Annotated in this window: 19 protein-coding genes, 1 tRNA gene, 2 pseudogenes and 1 riboswitch; of the genes and pseudogenes, 7 read left to right on the top strand and 15 right to left on the bottom strand. The window is 61.1% G+C overall.

The genetic code is table 11. The annotated features are described in order from the left end of the window. Positions 1-5 precede the first annotated feature (5 nt). The 6 genes from HJB83_RS10280 to HJB83_RS10255 all read right to left on the bottom strand — a co-directional run bounded on the left by HJB83_RS10280 (position 6) and on the right by HJB83_RS10255 (position 6,120). A complete protein-coding gene (locus HJB83_RS10280) occupies positions 6-467 on the bottom strand; it encodes a tripartite tricarboxylate transporter TctB family protein (protein WP_221131801.1) in 462 nt (153 codons plus the stop codon). Between the two features lie 212 nt (positions 468-679). Next, the gene (locus tag HJB83_RS10275) at positions 680-1,663 is read right to left on the bottom strand and encodes a tripartite tricarboxylate transporter substrate-binding protein (protein WP_207581634.1); all 984 of its coding nucleotides are present in this window, start codon (positions 1,661-1,663) and stop codon (positions 680-682) included. Between the two features lie 211 nt (positions 1,664-1,874). Beyond that, entirely contained in the window at positions 1,875-2,324 is a 450-nt protein-coding gene (locus HJB83_RS10270; protein WP_207581635.1) for an SRPBCC family protein, read from the bottom strand. A gap of 167 nt (positions 2,325-2,491) precedes the next feature. Next, the gene (locus HJB83_RS10265; protein ID WP_207584368.1) at positions 2,492-2,815 is read right to left on the bottom strand and encodes a helix-turn-helix transcriptional regulator; all 324 of its coding nucleotides are present in this window, start codon (positions 2,813-2,815) and stop codon (positions 2,492-2,494) included. Between the two features lie 156 nt (positions 2,816-2,971). Continuing rightward, positions 2,972-4,330 carry a sigma-54 dependent transcriptional regulator gene (locus HJB83_RS10260; RefSeq protein WP_221131800.1) on the bottom strand — a complete coding sequence of 453 codons (1,359 nt, stop codon included), beginning with the start codon at positions 4,328-4,330 and terminating at the stop codon, positions 2,972-2,974. Beyond that, positions 4,327-6,120 carry a sensor histidine kinase gene (locus HJB83_RS10255; RefSeq protein WP_259671316.1) on the bottom strand — a complete coding sequence of 598 codons (1,794 nt, stop codon included), beginning with the start codon at positions 6,118-6,120 and terminating at the stop codon, positions 4,327-4,329. Before HJB83_RS10255 ends, HJB83_RS10260 begins: the two co-directional genes overlap by 4 nt. Positions 6,121-6,311: 191 nt before the next feature. On the opposite strand from HJB83_RS10255, the gene HJB83_RS10250 reads away from it, so the two are divergent. Further along, complete coding sequence (locus HJB83_RS10250; protein WP_207581637.1) at positions 6,312-6,974, top strand: sulfite oxidase-like oxidoreductase; 663 nt, start codon at positions 6,312-6,314, stop codon at positions 6,972-6,974. On the opposite strand, the gene HJB83_RS10245 is transcribed toward HJB83_RS10250, so the two are convergent. The 3 genes from HJB83_RS10245 to HJB83_RS10235 are packed head-to-tail and all read right to left on the bottom strand — an operon-like array spanning position 6,959 to position 8,612. Next, positions 6,959-7,591: a hypothetical protein gene (locus HJB83_RS10245; protein WP_207581638.1), complete on the bottom strand. Its 633-nt coding sequence runs from the start codon at positions 7,589-7,591 to the stop codon at positions 6,959-6,961. The genes HJB83_RS10250 and HJB83_RS10245 overlap by 16 nt on opposite strands. Positions 7,592-7,642: 51 nt before the next feature. Continuing rightward, positions 7,643-8,389, bottom strand: a complete 747-nt coding sequence (locus tag HJB83_RS10240) for a CbtA family protein (protein ID WP_221131799.1) — start codon at positions 8,387-8,389, stop codon at positions 7,643-7,645. 13 nt (positions 8,390-8,402) lie between these two features. Further along, on the bottom strand, positions 8,403-8,612 hold the full coding sequence (locus HJB83_RS10235; protein ID WP_065692515.1) for a CbtB domain-containing protein: 210 nt from the start codon (positions 8,610-8,612) through the stop codon (positions 8,403-8,405). Positions 8,613-8,625: 13 nt separating this feature from the next. Beyond that, positions 8,626-8,768, bottom strand: a riboswitch (adenosylcobalamin (AdoCbl) riboswitch). A 77-nt stretch (positions 8,769-8,845) separates the two neighbouring features. Here HJB83_RS10235 and HJB83_RS10230 point away from each other — a divergent pair. Both HJB83_RS10230 and HJB83_RS10225 read left to right on the top strand, forming a co-directional pair. Beyond that, complete coding sequence (locus tag HJB83_RS10230) at positions 8,846-9,400, top strand: histidine phosphatase family protein (RefSeq protein WP_221131798.1); 555 nt, start codon at positions 8,846-8,848, stop codon at positions 9,398-9,400. A gap of 452 nt (positions 9,401-9,852) precedes the next feature. After that, complete coding sequence (locus HJB83_RS10225; protein ID WP_221131797.1) at positions 9,853-11,424, top strand: bifunctional diguanylate cyclase/phosphodiesterase; 1,572 nt, start codon at positions 9,853-9,855, stop codon at positions 11,422-11,424. 67 nt (positions 11,425-11,491) lie between these two features. Here HJB83_RS10225 and HJB83_RS10220 read toward each other — a convergent pair whose 3' ends face one another. After that, entirely contained in the window at positions 11,492-13,093 is a 1,602-nt protein-coding gene (locus HJB83_RS10220) for an inorganic phosphate transporter (protein WP_221116368.1), read from the bottom strand. Between the two features lie 138 nt (positions 13,094-13,231). Here HJB83_RS10220 and HJB83_RS34060 point away from each other — a divergent pair. Continuing rightward, positions 13,232-13,549 (top strand): annotated as a pseudogene (locus tag HJB83_RS34060) (acetate/propionate family kinase); the annotation flags it as partial. A gap of 34 nt (positions 13,550-13,583) precedes the next feature. On the opposite strand, the gene HJB83_RS10210 reads toward HJB83_RS34060, so the two are convergent. Continuing rightward, positions 13,584-14,474 (bottom strand): helix-turn-helix domain-containing protein, encoded by an 891-nt coding sequence (locus HJB83_RS10210; protein WP_207581644.1) that lies wholly within the window; start codon positions 14,472-14,474, stop codon positions 13,584-13,586. Between the two features lie 116 nt (positions 14,475-14,590). Between HJB83_RS10210 and pobA the strand changes: the two genes are divergently transcribed. The 3 genes and pseudogenes from pobA (at position 14,591) to HJB83_RS10200 (ending at position 17,143) form a co-directional block, all read left to right on the top strand. Then, positions 14,591-15,763 carry a 4-hydroxybenzoate 3-monooxygenase gene (gene pobA, locus HJB83_RS10205; protein ID WP_221116370.1) on the top strand — a complete coding sequence of 391 codons (1,173 nt, stop codon included), beginning with the start codon at positions 14,591-14,593 and terminating at the stop codon, positions 15,761-15,763. 52 nt (positions 15,764-15,815) lie between these two features. Continuing rightward, positions 15,816-15,953 (top strand): annotated as a pseudogene (locus tag HJB83_RS34700) (ABC transporter ATP-binding protein); the annotation flags it as partial. 356 nt (positions 15,954-16,309) lie between these two features. Continuing rightward, positions 16,310-17,143, top strand: a complete 834-nt coding sequence (locus tag HJB83_RS10200) for a VCBS domain-containing protein (protein ID WP_221116371.1) — start codon at positions 16,310-16,312, stop codon at positions 17,141-17,143. Positions 17,144-17,247: 104 nt separating this feature from the next. Here HJB83_RS10200 and HJB83_RS10195 read toward each other — a convergent pair. From HJB83_RS10195 to HJB83_RS10180, 4 genes are all read right to left on the bottom strand, one after another. Next, a tRNA-Met gene (locus HJB83_RS10195) sits at positions 17,248-17,324 on the bottom strand. A 135-nt stretch (positions 17,325-17,459) separates the two neighbouring features. Next, positions 17,460-18,659 (bottom strand): tRNA 2-thiouridine(34) synthase MnmA, encoded by a 1,200-nt coding sequence (mnmA, locus tag HJB83_RS10190; protein WP_221116372.1) that lies wholly within the window; start codon positions 18,657-18,659, stop codon positions 17,460-17,462. A 417-nt stretch (positions 18,660-19,076) separates the two neighbouring features. Beyond that, a complete protein-coding gene (locus HJB83_RS10185) occupies positions 19,077-19,568 on the bottom strand; it encodes an SRPBCC family protein (protein WP_207581655.1) in 492 nt (163 codons plus the stop codon). Next, on the bottom strand, positions 19,568-19,918 hold the full coding sequence (locus HJB83_RS10180) for a helix-turn-helix transcriptional regulator (protein ID WP_207584371.1): 351 nt from the start codon (positions 19,916-19,918) through the stop codon (positions 19,568-19,570). The genes HJB83_RS10185 and HJB83_RS10180 overlap by 1 nt, the downstream gene beginning before the upstream one ends. Positions 19,919-19,929: the final 11 nt, after the last annotated feature.

Genomic DNA, 19,929 nt, shown 5'->3' with positions numbered 1-19,929 from the left:
GCCTCCTAGAACCGGACCCAGGGGCCGAAGCGCTCGAACGGCAGCCCGAGCCCGTAGCTGAAGACCGCCACCGAAAAAACCGTCAGCAGCAGCGAAAGAATGATAGCGAGCAACACATTCATCTTTTGCGATGCGAAGCAGGCGACGAATGCGGCGAAGAACAGCGCCGGCGCAAATCCGAGCCCGCGCACCGTCAACCCGAAGAACACCGGCGCCGGCAGGATGAAAAGCATGCCGCGCCAGGCGAAGGGATCGATCGGCTCACCCTCGACCCGGAGGGCCTGAATGAAGATGACGGCGCCGAGAAGCACGAGCACGCAGGCAAGCACCAGCGGAAAATAACCCGGCCCCATTCGCACTGCCGTGCCGAGGTCGAGCCCCAGCGACTGGAGGGCGAAGAAGGCGCCGGTCGCGACGAAGAGCGCTCCGCAGATCGCATTGGTGGTATCGAAACTGATGGATTTCATGGTGTCTCCTGGAATTGGAGATGGAGCGTCGTTACTGCAGCAATTACCGCTCATCCGCCTTCCGACACCTTCTCCCCGCAAGCGGAGAGAAGGGGATATGCCGCAAACCTCTCAGCTTTGCCACCATTGTAATGGGCAAGTCCCCTCTCCCCGCGTGCGGGCAGAGGATTAGGGTGAGGGGCTCATCCGGCATGTCCTGGACGAGACAAGTCTCAGTCCGCATATTCGCCGGCAGCCTCGATCACCGGCTTCCAGCGGGCAATCTCGCTTTCGAGCTTGGCCTTCAGCGCAGCCGGCGTCGCATCGGCATCCGAGGATGGCGCCGTGCCGAGTTCGGCGAAGCGTGCGGCGACATTCGCGTTCTTCAGCGCGACCTGCAGCGACTTCGACAGACGTTCGTTGATCGCGGCCGGCGTGCCCTTCGGCGTGTAGATGCCGTGCCAGATGCCGACTTCAAAACCCGGAAGGCCGGCTTCGACTGCAGTCGGAACGTCCTTCAGCACGTCGAGGCGGTTGGGCGAGGTCACGGCATAGGCCTTGATGGTGCCGCCCTGGATCTGCTTCGTCGTGTTGGTCGTCTGGTCGCACATGACGTCGACCTGGCCGCCGAGCAGATCGGTCATGGCAGGGCCGGTGCCTTTGTAGGGCACGGTCGTCAGCGGTGTCTGGATGGCGCTCATCAGCATCATACCGCAGAGATGCGAGGCCGCACCGATGCCGGCATTGGCGACCGTCACCTTGTCCTTGTTGGCCTTGATGTAATCGATCAACCCCTTGAGGTCTGTCGGCTCCAAGTCCTTGCGTGCGACGATCGTCATCGGCACCTCGGTGACGAGGCCCACATAATCGAAGGCGCCGAGCGGGTCATAGGCGAGCTTGCGGTAGAGCGTGGCGCTGGTCGCCATGCCGATATGGTGCAGCAGGACGGTGTAACCGTCGGGATCGGCACTCGCCACGCGGCCGGCGCCGAGCGTGCCGCCGGCGCCGCCGACATTTTCGACGACGATCTGCTGGCCGAGATCCTTCGACATGGATTCGGCGACGAGGCGCGCCACGGTGTCCGTCGGGCCGCCGGCCGCAAACGGCACGACCATGGTGATGGTGCGCTCGGGATAGGTCTGCGCCGAAGCGACGCTGACGAGAAGAGAGACCGCGGCAGCCGCGGTCAGGCCGAGCATGGCCTTCTGGATTTTCATCGTTTCCTCCCTGATGAAATAAGCAAGCCCGCCGCCGCATCCTCCGCGCCGGTTCGGATCACTCATTTGCCGCCAGGAAAAATCGACCTGCAATCATCGCCAACGCTTTCGAAAGACGATTTTGCGATAGTGCGATGCGGCATGGGTCCATTTGGAAACAAACGGCCTGCGCAATGGGTGGAAATCCACCCATTGCACCATGACCACCGGCTTATTTTTTGGGAGGCAGCACGACTTCACCGGTCTCGATCAGCGACTTGAGGTTGGAGAGAATGCGTGGCCAGCCGCCGGAAACGGCATCGATGAGCTTGGAGTTCTCGACTGCGATGGAATGGGTGACCGTCAACTTGGTGGCCGTATCATTGACCGGCTCGATCTCCATCACGCATTGCGAATAGCCCTCGGCCTTCAGCTCGGGCATGAACTCGTTCCGCCACTTCAATACGAGCCGTTTCGGCGGATCGCATTCCAGGATCTCGCCGGTGTCGGCGACCGATCCGTCCTCAAACAGAAGCTTCCAGGCAGCACCTGCCCTCCACTCGGTGTCGAAATGTGCGCCGAGCCAGAATTTCTTCATGAATTCGGCTGTCGTCAACGCCGCCCAAAGCTGCTCGGGCGTCGTGCGGATAAAGGTGACATAGTTGTATGTACTGCCAGCCATGATGATACTCCCTTGTGGCCAGGACAAGAACAGGATGATTCTAGGCCGGGTCGGCCTAAAATCTGAATCCTGCTCTCAATTAGATAGTTAGAGCATGATGTCGTCCGAAAACCGCTCACACTTTTCGGCATCGTGGTCTAAGTACTCCCGATGGCCAGGCCGCGGATCTAGTTGCCGCCCTTGCCTTCGAGGGTCTTCTTCAGATCGGCGAGCGCATTCAGCTGCTGCCGCTCGAATTTGTTGATCCAGCGTTGCGCGATCTCGTTGATCGGCACGGGATTAATGAAATGCAGCTTCTCCCGACCTTGGCGCTGCGACGAAACGAGGCTCGCCTCCTCCAGGATCGCGACATGTTTGGCCACTGCCTGGCGCGTCATGGCGAGCCCTTGGCAGAGCTCGGCCAGCGTCTGGCCGCTTCTGGCATGCAGCCGGTCGAGCAATTGCCGCCGGCTCGCATCCGCCAGAGCCCGAAAAACCGCATCGTCATCCATGTCTTTATACGGAACCATCTGGTTGCCTGTTATTGTTTATAGGCAACCAAACAGTTGCCTGTCAAGCGGCGATTTATCGATTGCGAACCACCCGCCGACGCTGGACAGTGAAATTGAAATCGGGAAACCTCGTCCGGCAACCACGCCGCGCTCGGCTCAAGGCTCGCGCTGGACTTCGCCGGATATCTCCGTCGCCAACAGCTTCTTGTCGAGCCCGTATTTCTGCATCTTCTCGTAGAGAGTCTTCCGCGAGATGCTGAGCGATTCATAAACAGGCCTCAGGCTTCCGCCATGAGCAACGAGAGCGCTGGCGATCACGCCGCGCTCGAATTCGGCGACGCGCTCGGCCAGCCCCACCGCCTCGCCCGCCTGCCGCCCACCGCCATCGAGGCCGAGCACCAGACGATCGGCGGCATTTCTCAATTCGCGCACATTGCCCGGCCAGTCGCGCTGGGCGATGTCGGCGATCACATCAGGCAGCACGACCATCTCGTCGCGGCCGTAGCGAGCAGCTGCCTCCCGCACCAGCTGCAGGAAGAGCAGCGGAACATCCGCCCGCCGCTGCGACAGTGATGGCACATGCAGCGTCGCGACATTCAGCCGATAGAAGAGGTCGGCCCGGAAGCGTCCGGCCGCCACCTCCGCCTCCAAGTCGACCTTGCTCGTGGCGATGAAGCGTACGTCAAGCGCCACGACCTCGTTCGAGCCCAGCCGCGAAATCACCCGCTCCTGCAGCACCCGCAGGAACTTCGCCTGCAGGTCGATGGGCATCGAGCCGATCTCGTCAAGCAGGATCGTGCCACCGCGCCCGTGTTCGAATTTTCCGTGACGCGGCCTCACCGCGCCCGGAAAGGCCCCCACCTCATGGCCGAAAAGCTCACTCTCGATCAGGTTCGCCGGCAGCGCGGCACAATTGATAGCGATGAACGGCCGGCTCGCCCTGGCGCTGATATCATGGAGCGCCCGCGCCACCACCTCCTTGCCGGCCCCGGTCTCGCCGACGATAAGGGTATCGGCATCGGTCGCCCCGATCGCGCGAATGCGGTAGCGCAGATCCACGATCACCTGCGTGCGCCCCGGCAGCCGCGCCTCGATATCGTCGCGCTTGCCGGCGACCGCCTTCAGCAGCCGGTTTTCGAGCACGAGGCCGCGCCGCTCCATCGCCCGGCGGATGACGCCGGCGAGCATCTCGGGGGTGAACGGCTTCTCGATGAAATCATAGGCGCCTTCGCGCATCGCTTTCACCGCAAGCTGAACGTCGCCGTGGCCGGTGACGAGAATGACCGGCACCTCTGGGTCGAGTTCGCGGATCTTCTGCATCAGCGTCATGCCGTCCATGCCGGGCATGCGGATATCGCTGACGACGACGCCGGGAAAGCTGTAGCCGATCAGCTCCAGCACATGATCGCCGTTCGAAAAGGTCTCGACACTAAAGCCGGAAAGCTCCAGCGCCTGCGCTGTCGAGCGGCGCAGTTCCTCCTCATCGTCGACCAAAAGGATCTTCGCATCGTTCATTCCGCCGCCTCCGGCATCAGCCGTGCCGCCGATTGTAGCTCGATGCGGAATACCGCGCCTCCTTCGGGATGATCGGCAGCAGTAAGGCTGCCGCCGAAATCCTTGATGATGTTGTAGGAGATCGAAAGCCCGAGACCGAGCCCTTTGCCAACGCCCTTCGTCGTGAAGAAGGGATCGAAGATGCGCTCGGCGATGGCCGCCGGTACACCTGGCCCATGGTCCCGCACGGTCAGTACCACTTTGCCGGCCGCCTCGAAGGCCGAAACCTCGATGCGTCTGTCATCCAGCCCTTCGACCGCATCGGCCGCGTTGGAAATCACATTCACCAGCACCTGCTGCAGCCGCACCGAACCGGCGCGCACGATCGGCGGTCGGCTACCCAAATCAAGCCTGAGTTCGGCATCGGCCGCCTTCAGCCGCCAGGCGATGATCTCGAGCGTATCATGCATCGCCTCGTCGAGAGAAACCGACCCGAGCTTCTCGTTCGGTTTGCGCGCAAAATTGCGCAGGTGCCGGCTGATTGCGGCCATGCGGTCGATCAACCCGCCGATCCGCCGGATATTGTCCCCCGCCTCCTCCGTCCGACCGCGATCGATGAGAACGGAGGCGCTGTCCGTATAGGTCTTGGCGGCGGCGAGCGGCTGGTTGAACTCGTGCGACAGCGCAGCTGACATCTGCCCGAGGCCGGCAAGCTTGCCCGCCTGGATGAGATCGGCTTGTGTCTGACGGAGCTGCTGCTCGGTCAGACGCCGTTCGGCAATCTCTTCTTCTATGCGGCTGTTGACGCGGGCAAGATCGGCCGTGCGTTCCTCGACGCGCCGCTCCAGCTCGTTGCGAGCTTCAGCCTGCATCTGCATGCGCTCGGCCAAGCGCGCCCTCCGCTGCCGCAGAACAGCAACCGCGAGCCCGGCAATGCAGAGGACGAGAAAAACCGCCGCAAGCGCGGTGCGCGCCTGGGTGCGGATGGAACTCGTCTCCATCAGCACGTTCACCGTCCAGTCCTCGGCCGGCATGTAGTGCGACAGCACCAGATATTCGCTCGAACCGCGCTCGCCAGTGAGCGTCATCAGCTCGTGCGGCTCAAGGCGCTGGCGGGTCACTGGCAGTGCCGTCAGCCTGGCATTGGCATAACGCCGCGACGCTTCCGTTCGCGCTATGCGGTCGGCCGTCAGCGGCAGGATTGCACCGTAGAGCCATTCCGGGCTGCCGGACATGAAGATGATGCCCTCCGGATCGAAGACGAAGATCTTGTATTCGCCGCCGCCCCAGGAGGATTCGATCATGTCGATATCGACCTTGAAGACGATGACGCCGCGAATATCCGCGCCGGCCCGGATCGGCGCAGCGAAATAATAGCCCCGCTTCAGCGAGGTGGTGCCGAGCGCATAGAACCGCGCCTGCCGGCCTTCGATCGCCTCCTGGAAATAGGGCCGATAGCTGAAATTCTGTCCGACGAAGCTTCCCGGTCCATCGTAATTGCTCGCCGCGATCGTCTCTCCGTCCGGCTTGACCACATAAATGTCGGAGGATTTCAGCAGCCCGTTGATCTCCTTGAGATAGAGATTGGCCGCGCCGCGCAGTGCTGCATCTTCAGGCGCACTCACCAGTTCCTTGATATCGTCGTGATCGGCGATCAGCGCCGGAAGCGCCTCGTAGCGGTTGAGATGACCGCTGAGCGCCGAGACGGCAAGGCGCAGCGCCGTTCTCGCCTGCGCCGAAGCTTCCCCCATATAGGCGCGCGTCGCGATCGCGCCTCCATAGGTGAAGAAGACGAAGATGATCAGCGGCATCACCAGCAGCGCCGCTATCGCACGATATCTCGAAGACAGATCCTGCTCCTCCCCTTTCTGCCTCCACTCCCCAGTGAGGCATACCCGACGGCACAAGTCTAATAATACCCACAGTGATTTCCAAGGGCCCGTCGAAACTTGACACCCGGCAAAGGCCGATGTCCTATTGCGGCATCGTAGGGAACCCGATCATGAGCGACGACCAGACGCCCGCCGACAGCAAGCTCACCAGCTCCAAGCGTCGATGGGCGGCTGAAGGTAAATTCCTGACCGGCCGCATCAGCCGTCCCGAAGCTGAGCGCCTGCCGCCCGGCCAGCACCTCGTCAAAAACTGGCCGGTGCTCGATCTCGGCCAGCAGCCCGTCATCTCCACGAATAGCTGGCGTCTCGAGCTGCGCGGCCTCGTCGAAACGCCGCTCACCCTAACCTGGACCGACTTCCAGGCGATCGAGCAGAGCACCAAGGTCAGCGATATCCACTGCGTCACCACCTGGTCGCGCTACGACAACAAATGGAAAGGCGTTTCGACCCGCGATCTGCTCGATCGCGCCATGCCAAAGCCCGAAGCCGGTTACGTCATGCTGACGAGTTATGACGGCTATACCACCAACCTGCCGCTTGCCGATTTCGCCGCCGAGGATGCGATCCTTGCGACATCGTGGGAATGCCTGCCGCTGACGCCGGATCACGGCGGCCCGATGCGCCTCGTCGTACCGCATCTCTATTTCTGGAAAAGCGCCAAATGGCTGCGCCGCATCGAGCTGATGCCCGCCGACCAGGCCGGCTTTTGGGAAAAGAACGGTTACCACATCTATGGCGATCCGTGGCGCGAGCAGCGCTATTCCGACGATTGAGCCTTCGGCCGCAGAAAGCGGCCCAGCGCAAACGTCACAAGGGCGAACAGAGCGGCGAGCCCCGTCAGCGACGCCATGCTGGCGGGATGAAACGGCACTTTGCTCCAGCGCGGCTTGACGACATCGGCTGTGTTGAAGGCCTCGCCGCTGAACCTGCAAGTGATGAGCGCCAGGCTGCGCCGCACCATGTCGGCATCGACCGCGGAAATGATTTCATTAGCCGCAACGGCCTCCCGCGGCATCTCACGCATCTCAAGCAATACCGCCTTGGCCGCCGCGAGATAAGCATGAGCACATTCGTTGAACGGGCTCTCCTCGTCGCTCACGCTGCCCGGCATCCGCCCCCAGAGACAATAGGAATATTGGATTTCGGCATAGTTCAGAACGCGCCGGAACAGCTCGTTTGTATCAGTCGCGCGTGACGCCAACCCGATAATTTCGCCGCGGTAGTCTGAAATCACCGCCATCTCGCCATGCGAGATTTCCGGGATATCGAGGCCGGTATCGCTGCCGCCGACGCTGCGGCTATGGGCAAGCGCGTTTTCGCCAACCGCACAAAACCAAGCGGCGGCGGCAAACGCCGTCGACAGAATCGATATGGTTTTGCTGCTTTTCATACTCGCTCGAAAAACTTGAGGGCGCCGGCAAGGCGGCGCCCCTCGATGCGTTCAGTGAAATGCCGGTGCCGGTCGAGCCCGCTGCCCGCCCTTCACGGCAAGCAGCTTTTCCGCCAGCGCTCCGAAGCCAAGACCGAGCGTTGCCCAGAGGATCACCTGCATGCCGAGCGAGGTCGTGCGGAAACGCCAGAGCACCATCGCCGAGAACTTCTCCGGCACTTCGTTGATCGACGGCAGCAAATAGAGCACCAGGCCCATGAAGAGGAGATAGGTGATGCCGGCGATGATCGCCCCGTTCCACAGACCGAAACGCTCGGAAAGGCGCCGCGACAGCGCCACCGCGGCAATCAAAGCAGCGATCGAGACGACGATCATCAGGAAGAACAGCTCGGTCCTGACGCCGATCGTATCGGGATTGCCGACCGCCGGCGGATTGGCCGGATACTTGATGCCGGGAACGACGACGATCGCCACGAAGGCGGCAAGGGCGATGACCGCCGAGGTGCCGCGTGCCGAAAGCCTGCTGATGCGGCCGTGCACGAAAGCGAAAGCGAGCGCGAAAAGCCCGCCGACGGCAATGCTGTACGCCATGACGCCGGTGAAGAGGCCAAGACCGGCCTGCGTGGCACGGCTGACGATCTCAGGTTCGGCAGCTTCGCCCGCCGCCTGGGCGCTCGCCTCCTCGAAGGCGATCGCCGCATCGACCAGCGGCTCGCCGAAGATATGCGCGAAAGCAAAAACCAGAATGCCAGCGATCAGCCCCGCGAGCATGCCGCGAAGTAGAAGATTTCCGACCATGTCAGGATCCCCCTTAGTGGCAGGGAAAGCCGAGGAGATGACGGCCGTCATGCACGAATTCGTGCACATACATGCCGTTGAACAGCGCCATCGCGCCTTCCTCGGTGCCGACGAAATAGATGGCGATCAGCATCAACAGGCCGCCGAAGATCGCCCAAGGCAGGATTTCTCCTACCGGGATTGGCGCCGGTGCCGCGACGGGCGCAAAAGTGGTGTCAGACATGTATTCCTCCGGGAATGACGCGTTCAGTCGAAAGAGTGCTTATGCGGCAGGGTCTGACTTCCAGCGCGAAGAACCTTCGACACGCTGGTCACAGCGGCGCGACCGTGCCGGATTTACACCGGCTTCCAAACCCGCAACAGCACGGTTATATCTGCAGGCCGAAGAGCCTGTCAACGAAACTTCATGAAGCGGAGAAGGGCTGTTCCCACCGCTATCCGGAGATCGCAACGACCGTGAATACGCGTCTTATCTGGATCTGCCACGGCGCGACGGCAGCGAGCCGCAAGGCCCTGTTCCCGCTCGATGAACCGCTGGACAACAAGGCCGCGGAAGAAGCGGCCAGGATGACCACCCTGCCCCGCGCCGATCGTATTGTCACCAGCCCGGCTTTGCGCGCCCGCCAGACGGCCGAAGCCCTCGGCCTCGACGCCCGGATAGATCAGGCGCTTCGCGACTGCGATCACAGGCGCTGGGCCGGCAGGTCGATCGCAGCGATCGAGGCAGAAGAGCCGGAGAACCTCATGGCCTGGATGTGCGATCCTGAAGCGGCTCCGCACGGGGGCGAGAGCCTTGTTGATCTCAGAACACGTGTCGGCGGTTGGATGGACAATGAATCCGCTCTCGGAGGCCATGTGATCGCCGTCAGCCACGCGGCCGTCATCCGAGCGGCGATCGCGTACGTACTTCAGGCGCCGCTCTCCTCCTTCTGGCTCGTCGACGTCGAGCCGCTTGGCATTGTTCGCATGACCAGCAATGGACGGCGCTGGTCTCTGCGATTCCAGCATTAGCGATCCCTCATTTTATCCAGCCTTACACAAGCAAATCGCGTCATCTCTATTGAACCCGGTTCTACCGGGACTACTTCCTTGTCCCAAGGAGATGGAAGACATGACATATGACTGGAGTGGGGAGCGCACGCGGCGCCTGCGTTTGGTGCGTGTCGCCACAATTGCGGTTCTGGTCGGTCTCATCGTCAGCGTACCGCTGCTGATCGTTACCGCCTGAAGCACGAAAAGGGCGAGCGGTGCCACGGCACGCTCGCCTTCGTTCTTTCCCCCGCCTGCCGGTCTGCAACCACGACGACGATCGCGCTCAGCGTTTTACCCGGTTCCGCGAAAGCGCCCTCAGTCCCTCCACGGCACAGCCATAGGCTGCCCCTCTGATAATTCGCCTTCTGGTTTCAACGAACATTTCAGACTTTCATGATTACTTCGGCGCGGGTGGAGTCGGAGAAGACCATATGCCGGTGTTTTTCCAAAGCAAGGCCGGAAGGCAATGCGTGTCGATTGTCGGGCTTGGGATAACCCTCTGGCTCCTCGGCGCGCTGTTGCAGCTTGACGACAGCCTTGTCTTCTTCATGACCGGTTTCGGCGAATACGGCGCCGACAAGCTCGTTCTGGCGCTCGGTATCGCCGGCGCCATGAGCTTCATCTATTCGGTGCTGCGCATCGCCGACCTGCGCAAGGAAACCGAACTGCGCGCCGCCGCTCAGGCGAAGGCCGATTGGACCGCCACCCACGACCATCTGACCAAACTGCCGAACCGCTACGCCTTCGAGCGCAAGATTCTCTCACGGCCAGTCAAGGACGACGAGTACGAGGTCGAAGAGTGGAGCCGCAACGTCACCATCTTCTCCGTCGATCTCGACGGCTTCAAGAAGGTCAACGATCTCGTCGGTCACAAGGGCGGCGACGTTCTGCTGATCGAGGTTGCCAGACGGATCTGCGCGCTCGGCAACGCCGATTGCGTCTATCGCTTCGGCGGCGACGAATTCATCATTGTCGCCTTTGCTCTGACGGCGCAGCGCGAGGAGCGTTTTGCCAGGCTGCTGATCCAAGCCGTCACCCGGCCGATCCATATCGATGGTTTTGCCGTCGAAGTCGGCGCCAGCGTCGGCTATGACCGTTGGGCCGAGCGAGCCGAACCGCTGGAAGATGCCGCTCATCGTGCCGACCTCGCCATGTACGAGGCGAAATCTCGAGGACCCAACCACTATTTCGTTTTCGAACCTGCAATGCAGGACAAGGTAACGGAACGCGCTGCACTGGAAACCCGGCTGCGCGCGGCAATCGCCAATAAGGCGATCAAACCCTTCTATCAGCCGCTGATCGACCTGAAGACCGGTCAGCTCTGCGGCTTCGAGGCGTTGGCGCGTTGGATCGGCGACGATGGCGTCAACATTCCGCCTCCGGTCTTCATCGATATCGCCGAGGAAACCGGCATGATCACTGCGCTGTTCGAGGATCTCCTTGCTCAGGCCTGCAGCGATGCACTCACCTGGCCCGAGCATGTGACATTGTCTTTCAACGTCTCGCCGGTCCAGATGGAAGACAGGCTGTTGACCTCGCGCATTCTCAAGGTGCTTTCGGCAAGCCGGCTGCCGCCGCAGCGCCTGGAAGTCGAGATCACCGAGAACGCGCTGATCCAGGATCCGGCCATCGCCGCCGTGATTCTCGACGAACTGCACGCCGCCGGCATCCAGATCGCACTCGACGATTTCGGCACGGGCTATTCGAGCCTGGCCCAGCTCGCCCGCTATCGTTTCGACAAGATCAAGATCGACAAAAGCTTCATCGCCACCTATCGCGACGACGAACGTCAGGAAAAAATCGTCCGCGCCATGCTCGGACTCGGCAGGAGCCTCAACATCAAGACGACCGCTGAGGGCGTCGAGGAGCACGGCCAGCTCGCCTTCCTGCTGCAGCTCGGCTGCGACATCGGCCAAGGCTATCTTTTAGGTAAGGCGATGCCCGCCGCCGAGGCGGGCATCTTCATCAGCGATCGTAATGCCAGTCTAGCCTCAACGGCCTGACGTTATGCCTACCTTTTTGACGCAATTCCGGACGGAAAACTGCTTCGCACTTTTCCTGGAATTTGCTCTAAAAGACCTGACGCAGGATTACGAAGAGCACGAAGGCGATTGCGATCGAGGCCGGCAGCGTCAGCACCCAGGCCATCAGCATGTTGCGCACGGTCGACCATTGCAGGCCGGAACCGTTCGCCGCCATGGTGCCGGCGACGCCCGACGACAGCACATGCGTGGTCGAGACCGGCAGGCCGAGTTGATCGGCCGAGGCGATGGTGATCATCGCGACGACTTCGGCTGCCGCTCCCTGCCCGTAGGTCAGATGCGTCTTGCCGATCTTCTCGCCGACGGTGACGACGATACGCTTCCAGCCCACCATCGTGCCGAGGCCAAGCGCGATCGCGACCGCCACCTTTACCCAGAGCGGGATGAACTTCGTCGCGTTGTCGACCGCCTTGTGATAGTTCGTCACCGCGAGGAGATCGCCGGCATCCATCGGCAACAGCTTCTGCTTGTCAATCAGCTTCAGCGCCTCGCCAATCAAGTAGATGTCATTGCGGACGTTGCCGACGAGATTGGTCGGCACCGCTTCGAGCGTCGGGAAGCCAGCGACTTCGGCACTCGTCTGATGAATATATTGCTGCAGGGCCGGCGTCGTCGCATCCGTCCAGGTCTTGTTCTTGACGGCGTTGCTGACTTCGGCCTTGTAGTCGGTGACGGTCACGCCTGGCTTCACATATTTGCCGAGCGCGGCTTCCACCTGGACCGATGCCGACTTGTAGGCTTCAAGATAGTTGACATCGGGCGTGCGGTTTAGTGCGAAAGCTGTCGGCACGAGGCCGATCAGGATGAGCATGATGAGGCCCATGCCCTTCTGGCCGTCATTGGAACCGTGGGCGAAGCTGACGCCGGTGCAGGTGAAGATCAGGATCGCACGGATCCAGAGCGGCGGCGGCTGGTTGCCCTTCGGTTCGGCATAGAGCGCCTTGTTGCGCACCAGAAGCTTCATGACCAGCAGAAGCACCGCGGAGAGACCGAAGCCGATCAGCGGCGAGATCAGCAGCGACAGGCCGATATTGGTCGCCTGCGACCAGTCGACGCCGCTGGTCGCAGTGCCGGCTGGTGCCAGGAACTGGTTTGCTAGGCCGACGCCGATGATCGATCCCACCAGCGTATGCGAACTCGACGACGGCAGGCCGAGATACCAAGTGCCGAGATTCCAGACGATCGCGGCGATCAGCAGCGCAAACACCATGGCAAGGCCAGAGCCGGAGCCCACCTGCAGGATCAGTTCCACCGGCAGCAGCGCCAGAATGCCGAAGGCGACGGCGCCGCTCGAGGTCAGTACGCCGAGAAAGTTGAAGAAGCCGGACCAGATGACGGCGAATTCCGCCGGCATGGAACGGGTGTAGATGACAGTGGCGACGGCATTGGCCGTATCGTGGAAACCGTTGACAAATTCGAAGCCGAGCGCAATCAGCAGTGCAAGGCCCAAGAGAATCCAGGGAACGGCAACTGCGGTTGTCAGGTCGCGTCCGAGTGCATAGGCGACATATCCGAGGCCGCAGACCAGAACCAGCCCGAATACCGGCAAGAACCATTTGCCGGCCGAATTCGAACTGTGGAGCGGGTGGGAAGCGTCGCTATGAACCTGGCTGGGGGCAATATCGGCCATGGCATAGTTCCTTATTCCGTTTTGCAAATTTGCCTTTTGTTAATAATTCCGCCGCGTGAAGCTCTCATGACGCCTGTCTGGCCCGTGAGCCACTGACATCGGACGATAGACCGTCACCGATATCCGGCCGGCGCGTCCATGAACATGCGGCGTCACAATCCCAGCAAGATCGATATCTTCGCGATTGATGGCGCCAAAGCGGGGCGCCTCGGCAAGGGCGTGATCGATTTCCGCGCCGAGCCGCTCTTACTCGGACTAAACCGGGGATCGCAGACATTCGACATGCCGTTGAAGGCCGAGGTGATGAAAGACCTGCACGGCGTCATCGATGAGACCTTTGCGCATCTCGGCGATCATTTCGACATGGCCGCCACCCGCGCCGCCGGCCACCGCGTCGTGCACGGCGGCAACTGTTTCACCCGCGCAATCACCCTCGACGATGCCGTCAATGATTCCGAGACCTGCGATTGCGTAGCCGAATGCCGAAACCCTACGCGCGTTCAAGCCGAACCTTCTCCCTCATGCGCCAGACCCGCGGCGTTTCTCCCGTATATTTCAGGAAGAAGCGCGAGAAATAGGCGGGGTCGGCAAAGCCGAGCCGAAATCCGATTTCCTGAACGCTGCCAAGCGTGAAAACGAGCTGGCGTTTCGCCTCGTCGACGAGTTTGCCGGCGATCAAAGCGTGCGGGGTGCTGCCAGTCATCGACCGGACGATCCGGGTGAGATGTGTCGGCGAAACTCCGAGTTCTCTGGCGTAGAAGGAAGCGGGCTTGTGCGATCGAAAATGCTGCTGAAGAAGCTCGTTTAGCTTTTCCATGCGCCGCTCGTTCTCATTCGACGCAAGTTCGTCACTGTTTCCCTCCTGTGAAATCCTCGCCGTCAGCCGCAGCACCAGAGCCACGTAGGCGCCCAGCGTCTCGTTGCGGCCGCTGCGGCGATTTTCGAATTCGTCGCCCAGTCGCCGCACCGTCTGCATGACATACACAGCTTCGGCATTATCAGGATCGAGGGGCGTCAGATGCGGCGTCGCCAGCCATTCGCCGAGCTGGCTCCGCTCGCCGGGCAGATGGCTGAGATGGGATCGCAATAGGGTGATCACAATGCCGTCGATATCGCGTGAAAACCGAAAGCCGTGATTGAGCCCGGGCGGCACGGTGACGATTGCCGGCGGCCGGATGGCATGCCTCTCCTCGCCGAAGATCGCATCGCCGGAACCCGCTTTGATGTACAATATCTGAAAGAAACTCTCGTGACGGTGCGGGCGTATTTCCCATTGATGCAAGCTGCTGCGGGAGCGAACTGTTTCGCAATGCAACCAAAAATCCGGCTCTCGCCCAGTATTCTCACCGTAGAGCTCGTAGGTCGGGACATGTCTGCTCATCGGGCTCTCCCGCACTAATGTTCGATTAGTGCAATTTTAAGGCCGGGATGTCCATTGCTGCAGCAAGGGCGACGGGGCAGAATCTGGCAAAACGCAAAAATGCAGGGAGGACGCATTTGCGAACCAAGGTCGCCATCATCGGCTCGGGGCCATCCGGCCTGCTGCTCGGTCAGCTTCTGACCGAGGCCGGCATCGACAATGTCATTCTCGATCGCGTGAACAAGGATTACATCCTCGGCCGGGTTCGCGCCGGCGTTCTGGAGGAAGGCACCGTCGGACTGCTGGATCAAGCCAAAGCGGCAGCGAGGCTGCATGCCGAAGGCCTGCCGCATGACGGTTTCTCACTCGCCTTCGACGGACGCGACCATCGCATCGACCTGCATGAACTGACAGGCGGCCGGCGCGTGACGGTCTACGGTCAGACCGAGGTGACGCGCGATCTCATGGAGCGGCGCGAAGCAAGCGGCGCCCTGTCGATCTACGATGCCGCCGATGTCGCGCCGCATGATTTCGACGGCCGCGCTCCCTTCCTCACCTACACAAAGGACGGCGCTGCCGGGCGCATCGATTGCGACTTCATCGCCGGCTGTGACGGCTTTCACGGCGCCAGCCGCAAGGCCGTCCCCGAACGGGCGATCCGGCGTTTCGAGAAGGTCTATCCCTTCGGCTGGTTGGGCGTTCTTGCCGACGTGGCGCCTGTCAGCCATGAGCTGATCTACGCCAACCATCCAAGGGGCTTCGCGCTCTGTTCGATGCGCTCGGCCACGCGCAGCCGCTATTATATCCAATGCTCGCGCGACGAGAAGGCGGAAGACTGGAGCGACGACCGCTTCTGGGACGAGTTGAGACGGCGCCTGCCGGCGCATCACGCCGAGGCGTTGACGACTGCGCCGTCCTTCGAGAAATCAATCGCTCCTTTACGCTCTTTCGTTGCCGAGCCGATGCGTTTCGGCCGGCTTTTCCTGGTCGGCGACGCCGCCCATATCGTTCCGCCGACCGGCGCCAAGGGGCTGAACCTTGCAGCCAGCGACGTCCATTATCTATTCTCCGGGCTGATCGAGCATTATCGCGAAGGCTCGGATGACGGCATCGACGCCTACTCGCAGAAAGCACTCGCCCGTGTGTGGAAAGCCGTGCGGTTTTCCTGGTGGATGACGACGATGATGCATCGTTTTCCCGATACCGGCGATTTCGACCAGAAGATCCAGGAGGCGGAACTCGATTATCTCACTCATTCCCGCGCCGCCTCGACGGCGCTCGCGGAGAACTATGTGGGATTGCCATTCTGATATGAAGATTTGAGACTGGTGCGCGAGCCATAGAGGTCTGCGTTTTGAAGGCATCCGGAGCGCGCTCGATTTCGCCGATCAGGTCGTCATTCTCGAGCGAGGCAGACTGGCCTGGACGGGAACATTGGAAAGTCTCTTCAGCGCTCATGATGCTGTCGAGACATTGCTCGTGGTCGGCGGGCTGCACTAATGAGACGATCGCAGAACCGTAGGCCCTCCCGGTTATTCCCTCGTTCCGTCACAAAGGTTGCGCTTCGTACGTCAGCAACTCATTCGGTATATCGTCATGACGACGTCATTGTTGGCCGGTCATTATTTCCCGCCAGGAATGCTTCTGCCACGGCCGACGAGACCGCAGCAGCACCAACACTTGAATTACGAGCAGGACCGACGTCATCGCCGCCTTCTTTATTTGGTGCCGGGAGCTGCAGCCAGTCGAATTTGCCGGCTGGAGTAGACGAATTAATCTCATGCTCCGGCAATTTACATTGCCAAGCCACCCGACAGGGTTGCATAGTCGAACACAACATCACAAGGGAGGTAGAAATGGCAAACCACAAGCCGGTCGCAGTTGACGTATACTTGCCTGTTTTCGATATCAACGATCCGATCAGTGGCGACATCCTCGAAAATACCAGTTCCACCGATGTCGATGGAGATCGGGTGCGCCTGAACTTCGTCAATGGACAACGAATTCCCCAACCCGCCGATCCGAACGGGCCCGCCACGAGCACGACGATCGAGGGGAAATACGGCACGCTGACTGTCTATTCCGACGGTGGTTACACTTATGCGCTCGATCATTCCAACCCGGTGGTATCAGCGCTCGGCCCAGGGGATCAACTCGTCGACCAGTTCAATTTCAAGATTTCCGATGGCAAAGGCGCCACGGACTTCGGCTTGCTCAATATCGCTGTCGACTTGCCGGAACGTGGCGACGTATTCGTCAATTTTGAGGATGTCGGCAAATACGACTTCCCGACCGGCTATAAAGGCTTCGATTGGGGCGCCTGGCGAGATGGTGACGACGCCACGGTTCAGAAAGAAGCCGACGGCAACCATGTTCTGTCGGGCGGCGTGTTCTGGACACCCATTCTATCCGCCGATGGCGGAACCTTCCAGATCGAGCAATTCAGCGTCGCAAACGGCACGTCGGACTATGACAACGTTCTGACGATCGAAGGTCATCTCAATGGCAATATCGTGTTCTCGACCACGGTTAACGTGACCGCCGACAGCATGGACGCACCACAAGTGATCGATCTCAGCGCCTGGGGCAAAATCGACTATCTTGTGCTCGACACCGAGCCCGTCATTACAGAAACGAGCGGTCCGGATTATTATGGTGCGCGATACGACGATTTTCATTTCATCGTTTGACTGGTGCCTGGACGGCGCGGGGTTTCCCGCGCCGGAAAGCTGAGACCAAAACGAGACCGAGCAAAGCGCTCCTGTCCAGCCTGTCGAAATGTCCGTGATAAGACTGGTAGCGGAGGAGGGATTTGAACCCCCGACACAAGGATTATGATTCCTCTGCTCTGACCTACTGAGCTACTCCGCCACTGGCCAAACGACACCTGCTCGCGAAGCGCAGCGGGCTCGTGGGATGAGCGGCTTATAAGGTGCGCTTCGGCTTTGTGTCAAGCGCATGATCGAGAAAAACGGTGGGTTTACCACCTGTTGTTCCCTATCGGTTTCAGGCGGCGACGGGGCTGGTCAAGAGGGCCTTCAGCGAAGCTTCCGCCGAAGGTTCGCGTTCGGAGCGCTCGATGAAACCCCCGCCGAAAACGCGGGCGTTGTCGCCGGGTGCGGAATAAAGCGCGCAGGCCTGGCCGGGGGCGATACCCGCCTCACCGACTGTGAGGTCGACATAAGTGCCGTTCGCATTGATATGCAGCACGGCGGGTGCCGGCGCCCGTGTCGAGCGAACCTTGGCGTAACAGGCGAAGCCTTTACCGGAGGCGGCTTGCGCAAGCGTCTCGTCGCCCAGCCAATTGACGTCGCGCAGGTAGACGCGGTGCGTTTCCAGCGCCTCTTTCGGCCCGACGATGACGCGGCGCGAACGGGCGTCGAGAAAGACCACGTAGAGCGGCTCGCCGGTGGCGATGCCGATGCCGCGGCGTTGGCCGATCGTGAAGTGCAGGATGCCCTCATGGCTTCCGAGCACGCGGCCGTCGAGATGGACGATTTCACCGGCGAGTGCCGCATTCGGCTTCAGCTTGGTGATGATGTCGGAATATTTGCCCTGCGGCACGAAGCAGATGTCCTGGCTGTCGGCCTTCTTGGCGACGACGAGGCCCATTTCTTCGGCGAGCCTGCGGGTCTCGGCCTTCGGCAGGCCGCCCAAGGGAAAGCGGAGGTAGTCGATCTGTTCCTGGGTCGTGGCGAACAGGAAATAGCTCTGGTCACGATCGGCGTCGGCCGGGCGGAAAAGCGCGCGGCGGCCGGGATTTTCGGGCGAAGGGTTCAGGCCCGAGCGGATATAGTGGCCGGTCGCCAGCGCATCGGCGCCAAGCTCCTTGGCGGTTGCCAGAAGATCGGCGAACTTGACGGTCTGGTTGCAGGAAACGCAAGGAATCGGCGTTTCGCCCGCCACATAGCTTTCGGCGAAGGGATTGATCACCGTCTCGCGAAAGCGCTTTTCGTAATCGAGCACGTAATGCGGAATGCCGAGCGTTTCGCAGACGCGACGCGCATCGTCGATATCCTGGCCGGCGCAGCAGGAACCGGCGCGGTGAACGGCGGCGCCATGATCATAAAGCTGCAGCGTAATGCCGAGCACGTCGTAACCCTGGCGTTTGAGAAGGCCGGCGACGACCGATGAATCGACGCCGCCCGACATGGCGACGACGACACGGGTATCTTCCGGCTGCTTGTCAAAATCCAGTGTGTTCAACGGTGGTGCCAAATTCTGCTTGGGTCACGATCCGCCCTTGCGCTGCAATTGCGGCGGATTTGCCGATATTCGGCGGGATCGGCCGCCGTCTCTCGATGAAGGACCGATATAGAAAGGATTGTCCGTGGACGCAAGGGGCAGCCTTCGGGTACCGATATTTCGCATTCCCGCCTGAAGAGAAGGCGCAGCCGAAGCCGCGCCTTGGAGCGGGGGTGCGGCTCAGGTGCCGATCAGCTTGTTGCAGGCGAATGCGATGCTCGGATTGGCGATGATGGCGGTTACGAACGCCAGTCCGATCGTCGAGAATGAAAAGTGTTTCATACACATCCTCCTATCCAGCCCACGACAATTATGCGGCTTCGCCCGCCTTTCTCAAAATGACGAATGCTTGATGGCATCCGGCCGCATGCCTGCTTCTCAGGCGGCCACATCAAGTTCCCTTGCTAGGGCCTCCATCAGCTCGCGGCAGCCGATTTCGCGGTTGGCGCCCGCCGAGGCATCGTCGAAATAGACGCCTTGCTCCGTATAGGTCATGACTGTGCCCCTGCCGGAGGGACTGAATTCGATGGTCGCCAGCGAGACCGAGATCGGCACTCCGCCCACTGCCATCCGGTAGGAGATGACGATGCGCTCGTCCGGCACGATATTCTGGTATTGCGTGTCGTTGGTGATCTCCGGTCCATCACCGAAGCGGAAGCGCGAAAACTCGGCGCCGCCGACACTGAAATCCGAGGTGAATTCCAGCACCTCCCACCCTTCGCCTTCGGCGAACCAGCGCCGCTTGCTGTCAAGATCAGCAAATGCGAAGAAGACGCGCTCAGGTGGCACGGGATAGGCACGCTCCACGGCGAAGGTGGCGTGGGAAACGGCTGGTTCGGCGGCCGTCGATTGCGTGGACTGCTCGGTCATCACTCTTTTCCCTCTCGTTGGTTATTTACGGCCGGCTGTGAAAGCATGTCGCCCAGGCGATCGAACCGCCGCTCCATCAGGCTTCTGCGCTCGGCCACCCAGCCGGCGATCCGATCGAGGCCGGATGGCTCGATGCGGCAGGTGCGAACCCGTCCGATCTTCTCGCTGCGGATCAGGCCGCTTTCCTCCAGCACCTGTAAATGCTGGACGATCGCCGCAAGCGACATGTCGAAGGGTTGCGCCAGCTCGCTGACACTGGCCGGGCCACGGCTCAGCCGCTCGACGATCTGCCGCCGCGTCGGCTCGACGAGGGCTTTCAGAATATCGTCAATGGTCGAATAGTTAAGCATGGGCTTGAGTA

Source organism: Rhizobium sp. NZLR11, assembly GCF_019685115.1.
Lineage (GTDB): Bacteria > Pseudomonadota > Alphaproteobacteria > Rhizobiales > Rhizobiaceae > Rhizobium.
The sequence above is the reverse complement of the archived record's forward strand: the minus strand, read 5'-3'. Positions and strand labels throughout refer to the sequence as shown.

What these genes read in the sequence shown, in the direction of transcription:
- HJB83_RS10280 (WP_221131801.1), bottom strand. Translation starts at nt 467, where the DNA reads ATGAAATCCATCAGTTTCGATACCACCAATGCGATCTGCGGAGCGCTC.
- HJB83_RS10275 (WP_207581634.1), bottom strand. Translation starts at nt 1,663, where the DNA reads ATGAAAATCCAGAAGGCCATGCTCGGCCTGACCGCGGCTGCCGCGGTC.
- HJB83_RS10270 (WP_207581635.1), bottom strand. Translation starts at nt 2,324, where the DNA reads ATGGCTGGCAGTACATACAACTATGTCACCTTTATCCGCACGACGCCC.
- HJB83_RS10265 (WP_207584368.1), bottom strand. Translation starts at nt 2,815, where the DNA reads ATGGATGACGATGCGGTTTTTCGGGCTCTGGCGGATGCGAGCCGGCGG.
- HJB83_RS10260 (WP_221131800.1), bottom strand. Translation starts at nt 4,330, where the DNA reads ATGAACGATGCGAAGATCCTTTTGGTCGACGATGAGGAGGAACTGCGC.
- HJB83_RS10255 (WP_259671316.1), bottom strand. Translation starts at nt 6,120, where the DNA reads ATGCCGCTGATCATCTTCGTCTTCTTCACCTATGGAGGCGCGATCGCG.
- HJB83_RS10250 (WP_207581637.1), top strand. Translation starts at nt 6,312, where the DNA reads ATGAGCGACGACCAGACGCCCGCCGACAGCAAGCTCACCAGCTCCAAG.
- HJB83_RS10245 (WP_207581638.1), bottom strand. Translation starts at nt 7,591, where the DNA reads ATGAAAAGCAGCAAAACCATATCGATTCTGTCGACGGCGTTTGCCGCC.
- HJB83_RS10240 (WP_221131799.1), bottom strand. Translation starts at nt 8,389, where the DNA reads ATGGTCGGAAATCTTCTACTTCGCGGCATGCTCGCGGGGCTGATCGCT.
- HJB83_RS10235 (WP_065692515.1), bottom strand. Translation starts at nt 8,612, where the DNA reads ATGTCTGACACCACTTTTGCGCCCGTCGCGGCACCGGCGCCAATCCCG.
- HJB83_RS10225 (WP_221131797.1), top strand. Translation starts at nt 9,853, where the DNA reads ATGCCGGTGTTTTTCCAAAGCAAGGCCGGAAGGCAATGCGTGTCGATT.
- HJB83_RS10220 (WP_221116368.1), bottom strand. Translation starts at nt 13,093, where the DNA reads ATGGCCGATATTGCCCCCAGCCAGGTTCATAGCGACGCTTCCCACCCG.
- HJB83_RS10210 (WP_207581644.1), bottom strand. Translation starts at nt 14,474, where the DNA reads ATGAGCAGACATGTCCCGACCTACGAGCTCTACGGTGAGAATACTGGG.
- HJB83_RS10200 (WP_221116371.1), top strand. Translation starts at nt 16,310, where the DNA reads ATGGCAAACCACAAGCCGGTCGCAGTTGACGTATACTTGCCTGTTTTC.
- HJB83_RS10185 (WP_207581655.1), bottom strand. Translation starts at nt 19,568, where the DNA reads ATGACCGAGCAGTCCACGCAATCGACGGCCGCCGAACCAGCCGTTTCC.
- HJB83_RS10180 (WP_207584371.1), bottom strand. Translation starts at nt 19,918, where the DNA reads ATGCTTAACTATTCGACCATTGACGATATTCTGAAAGCCCTCGTCGAG.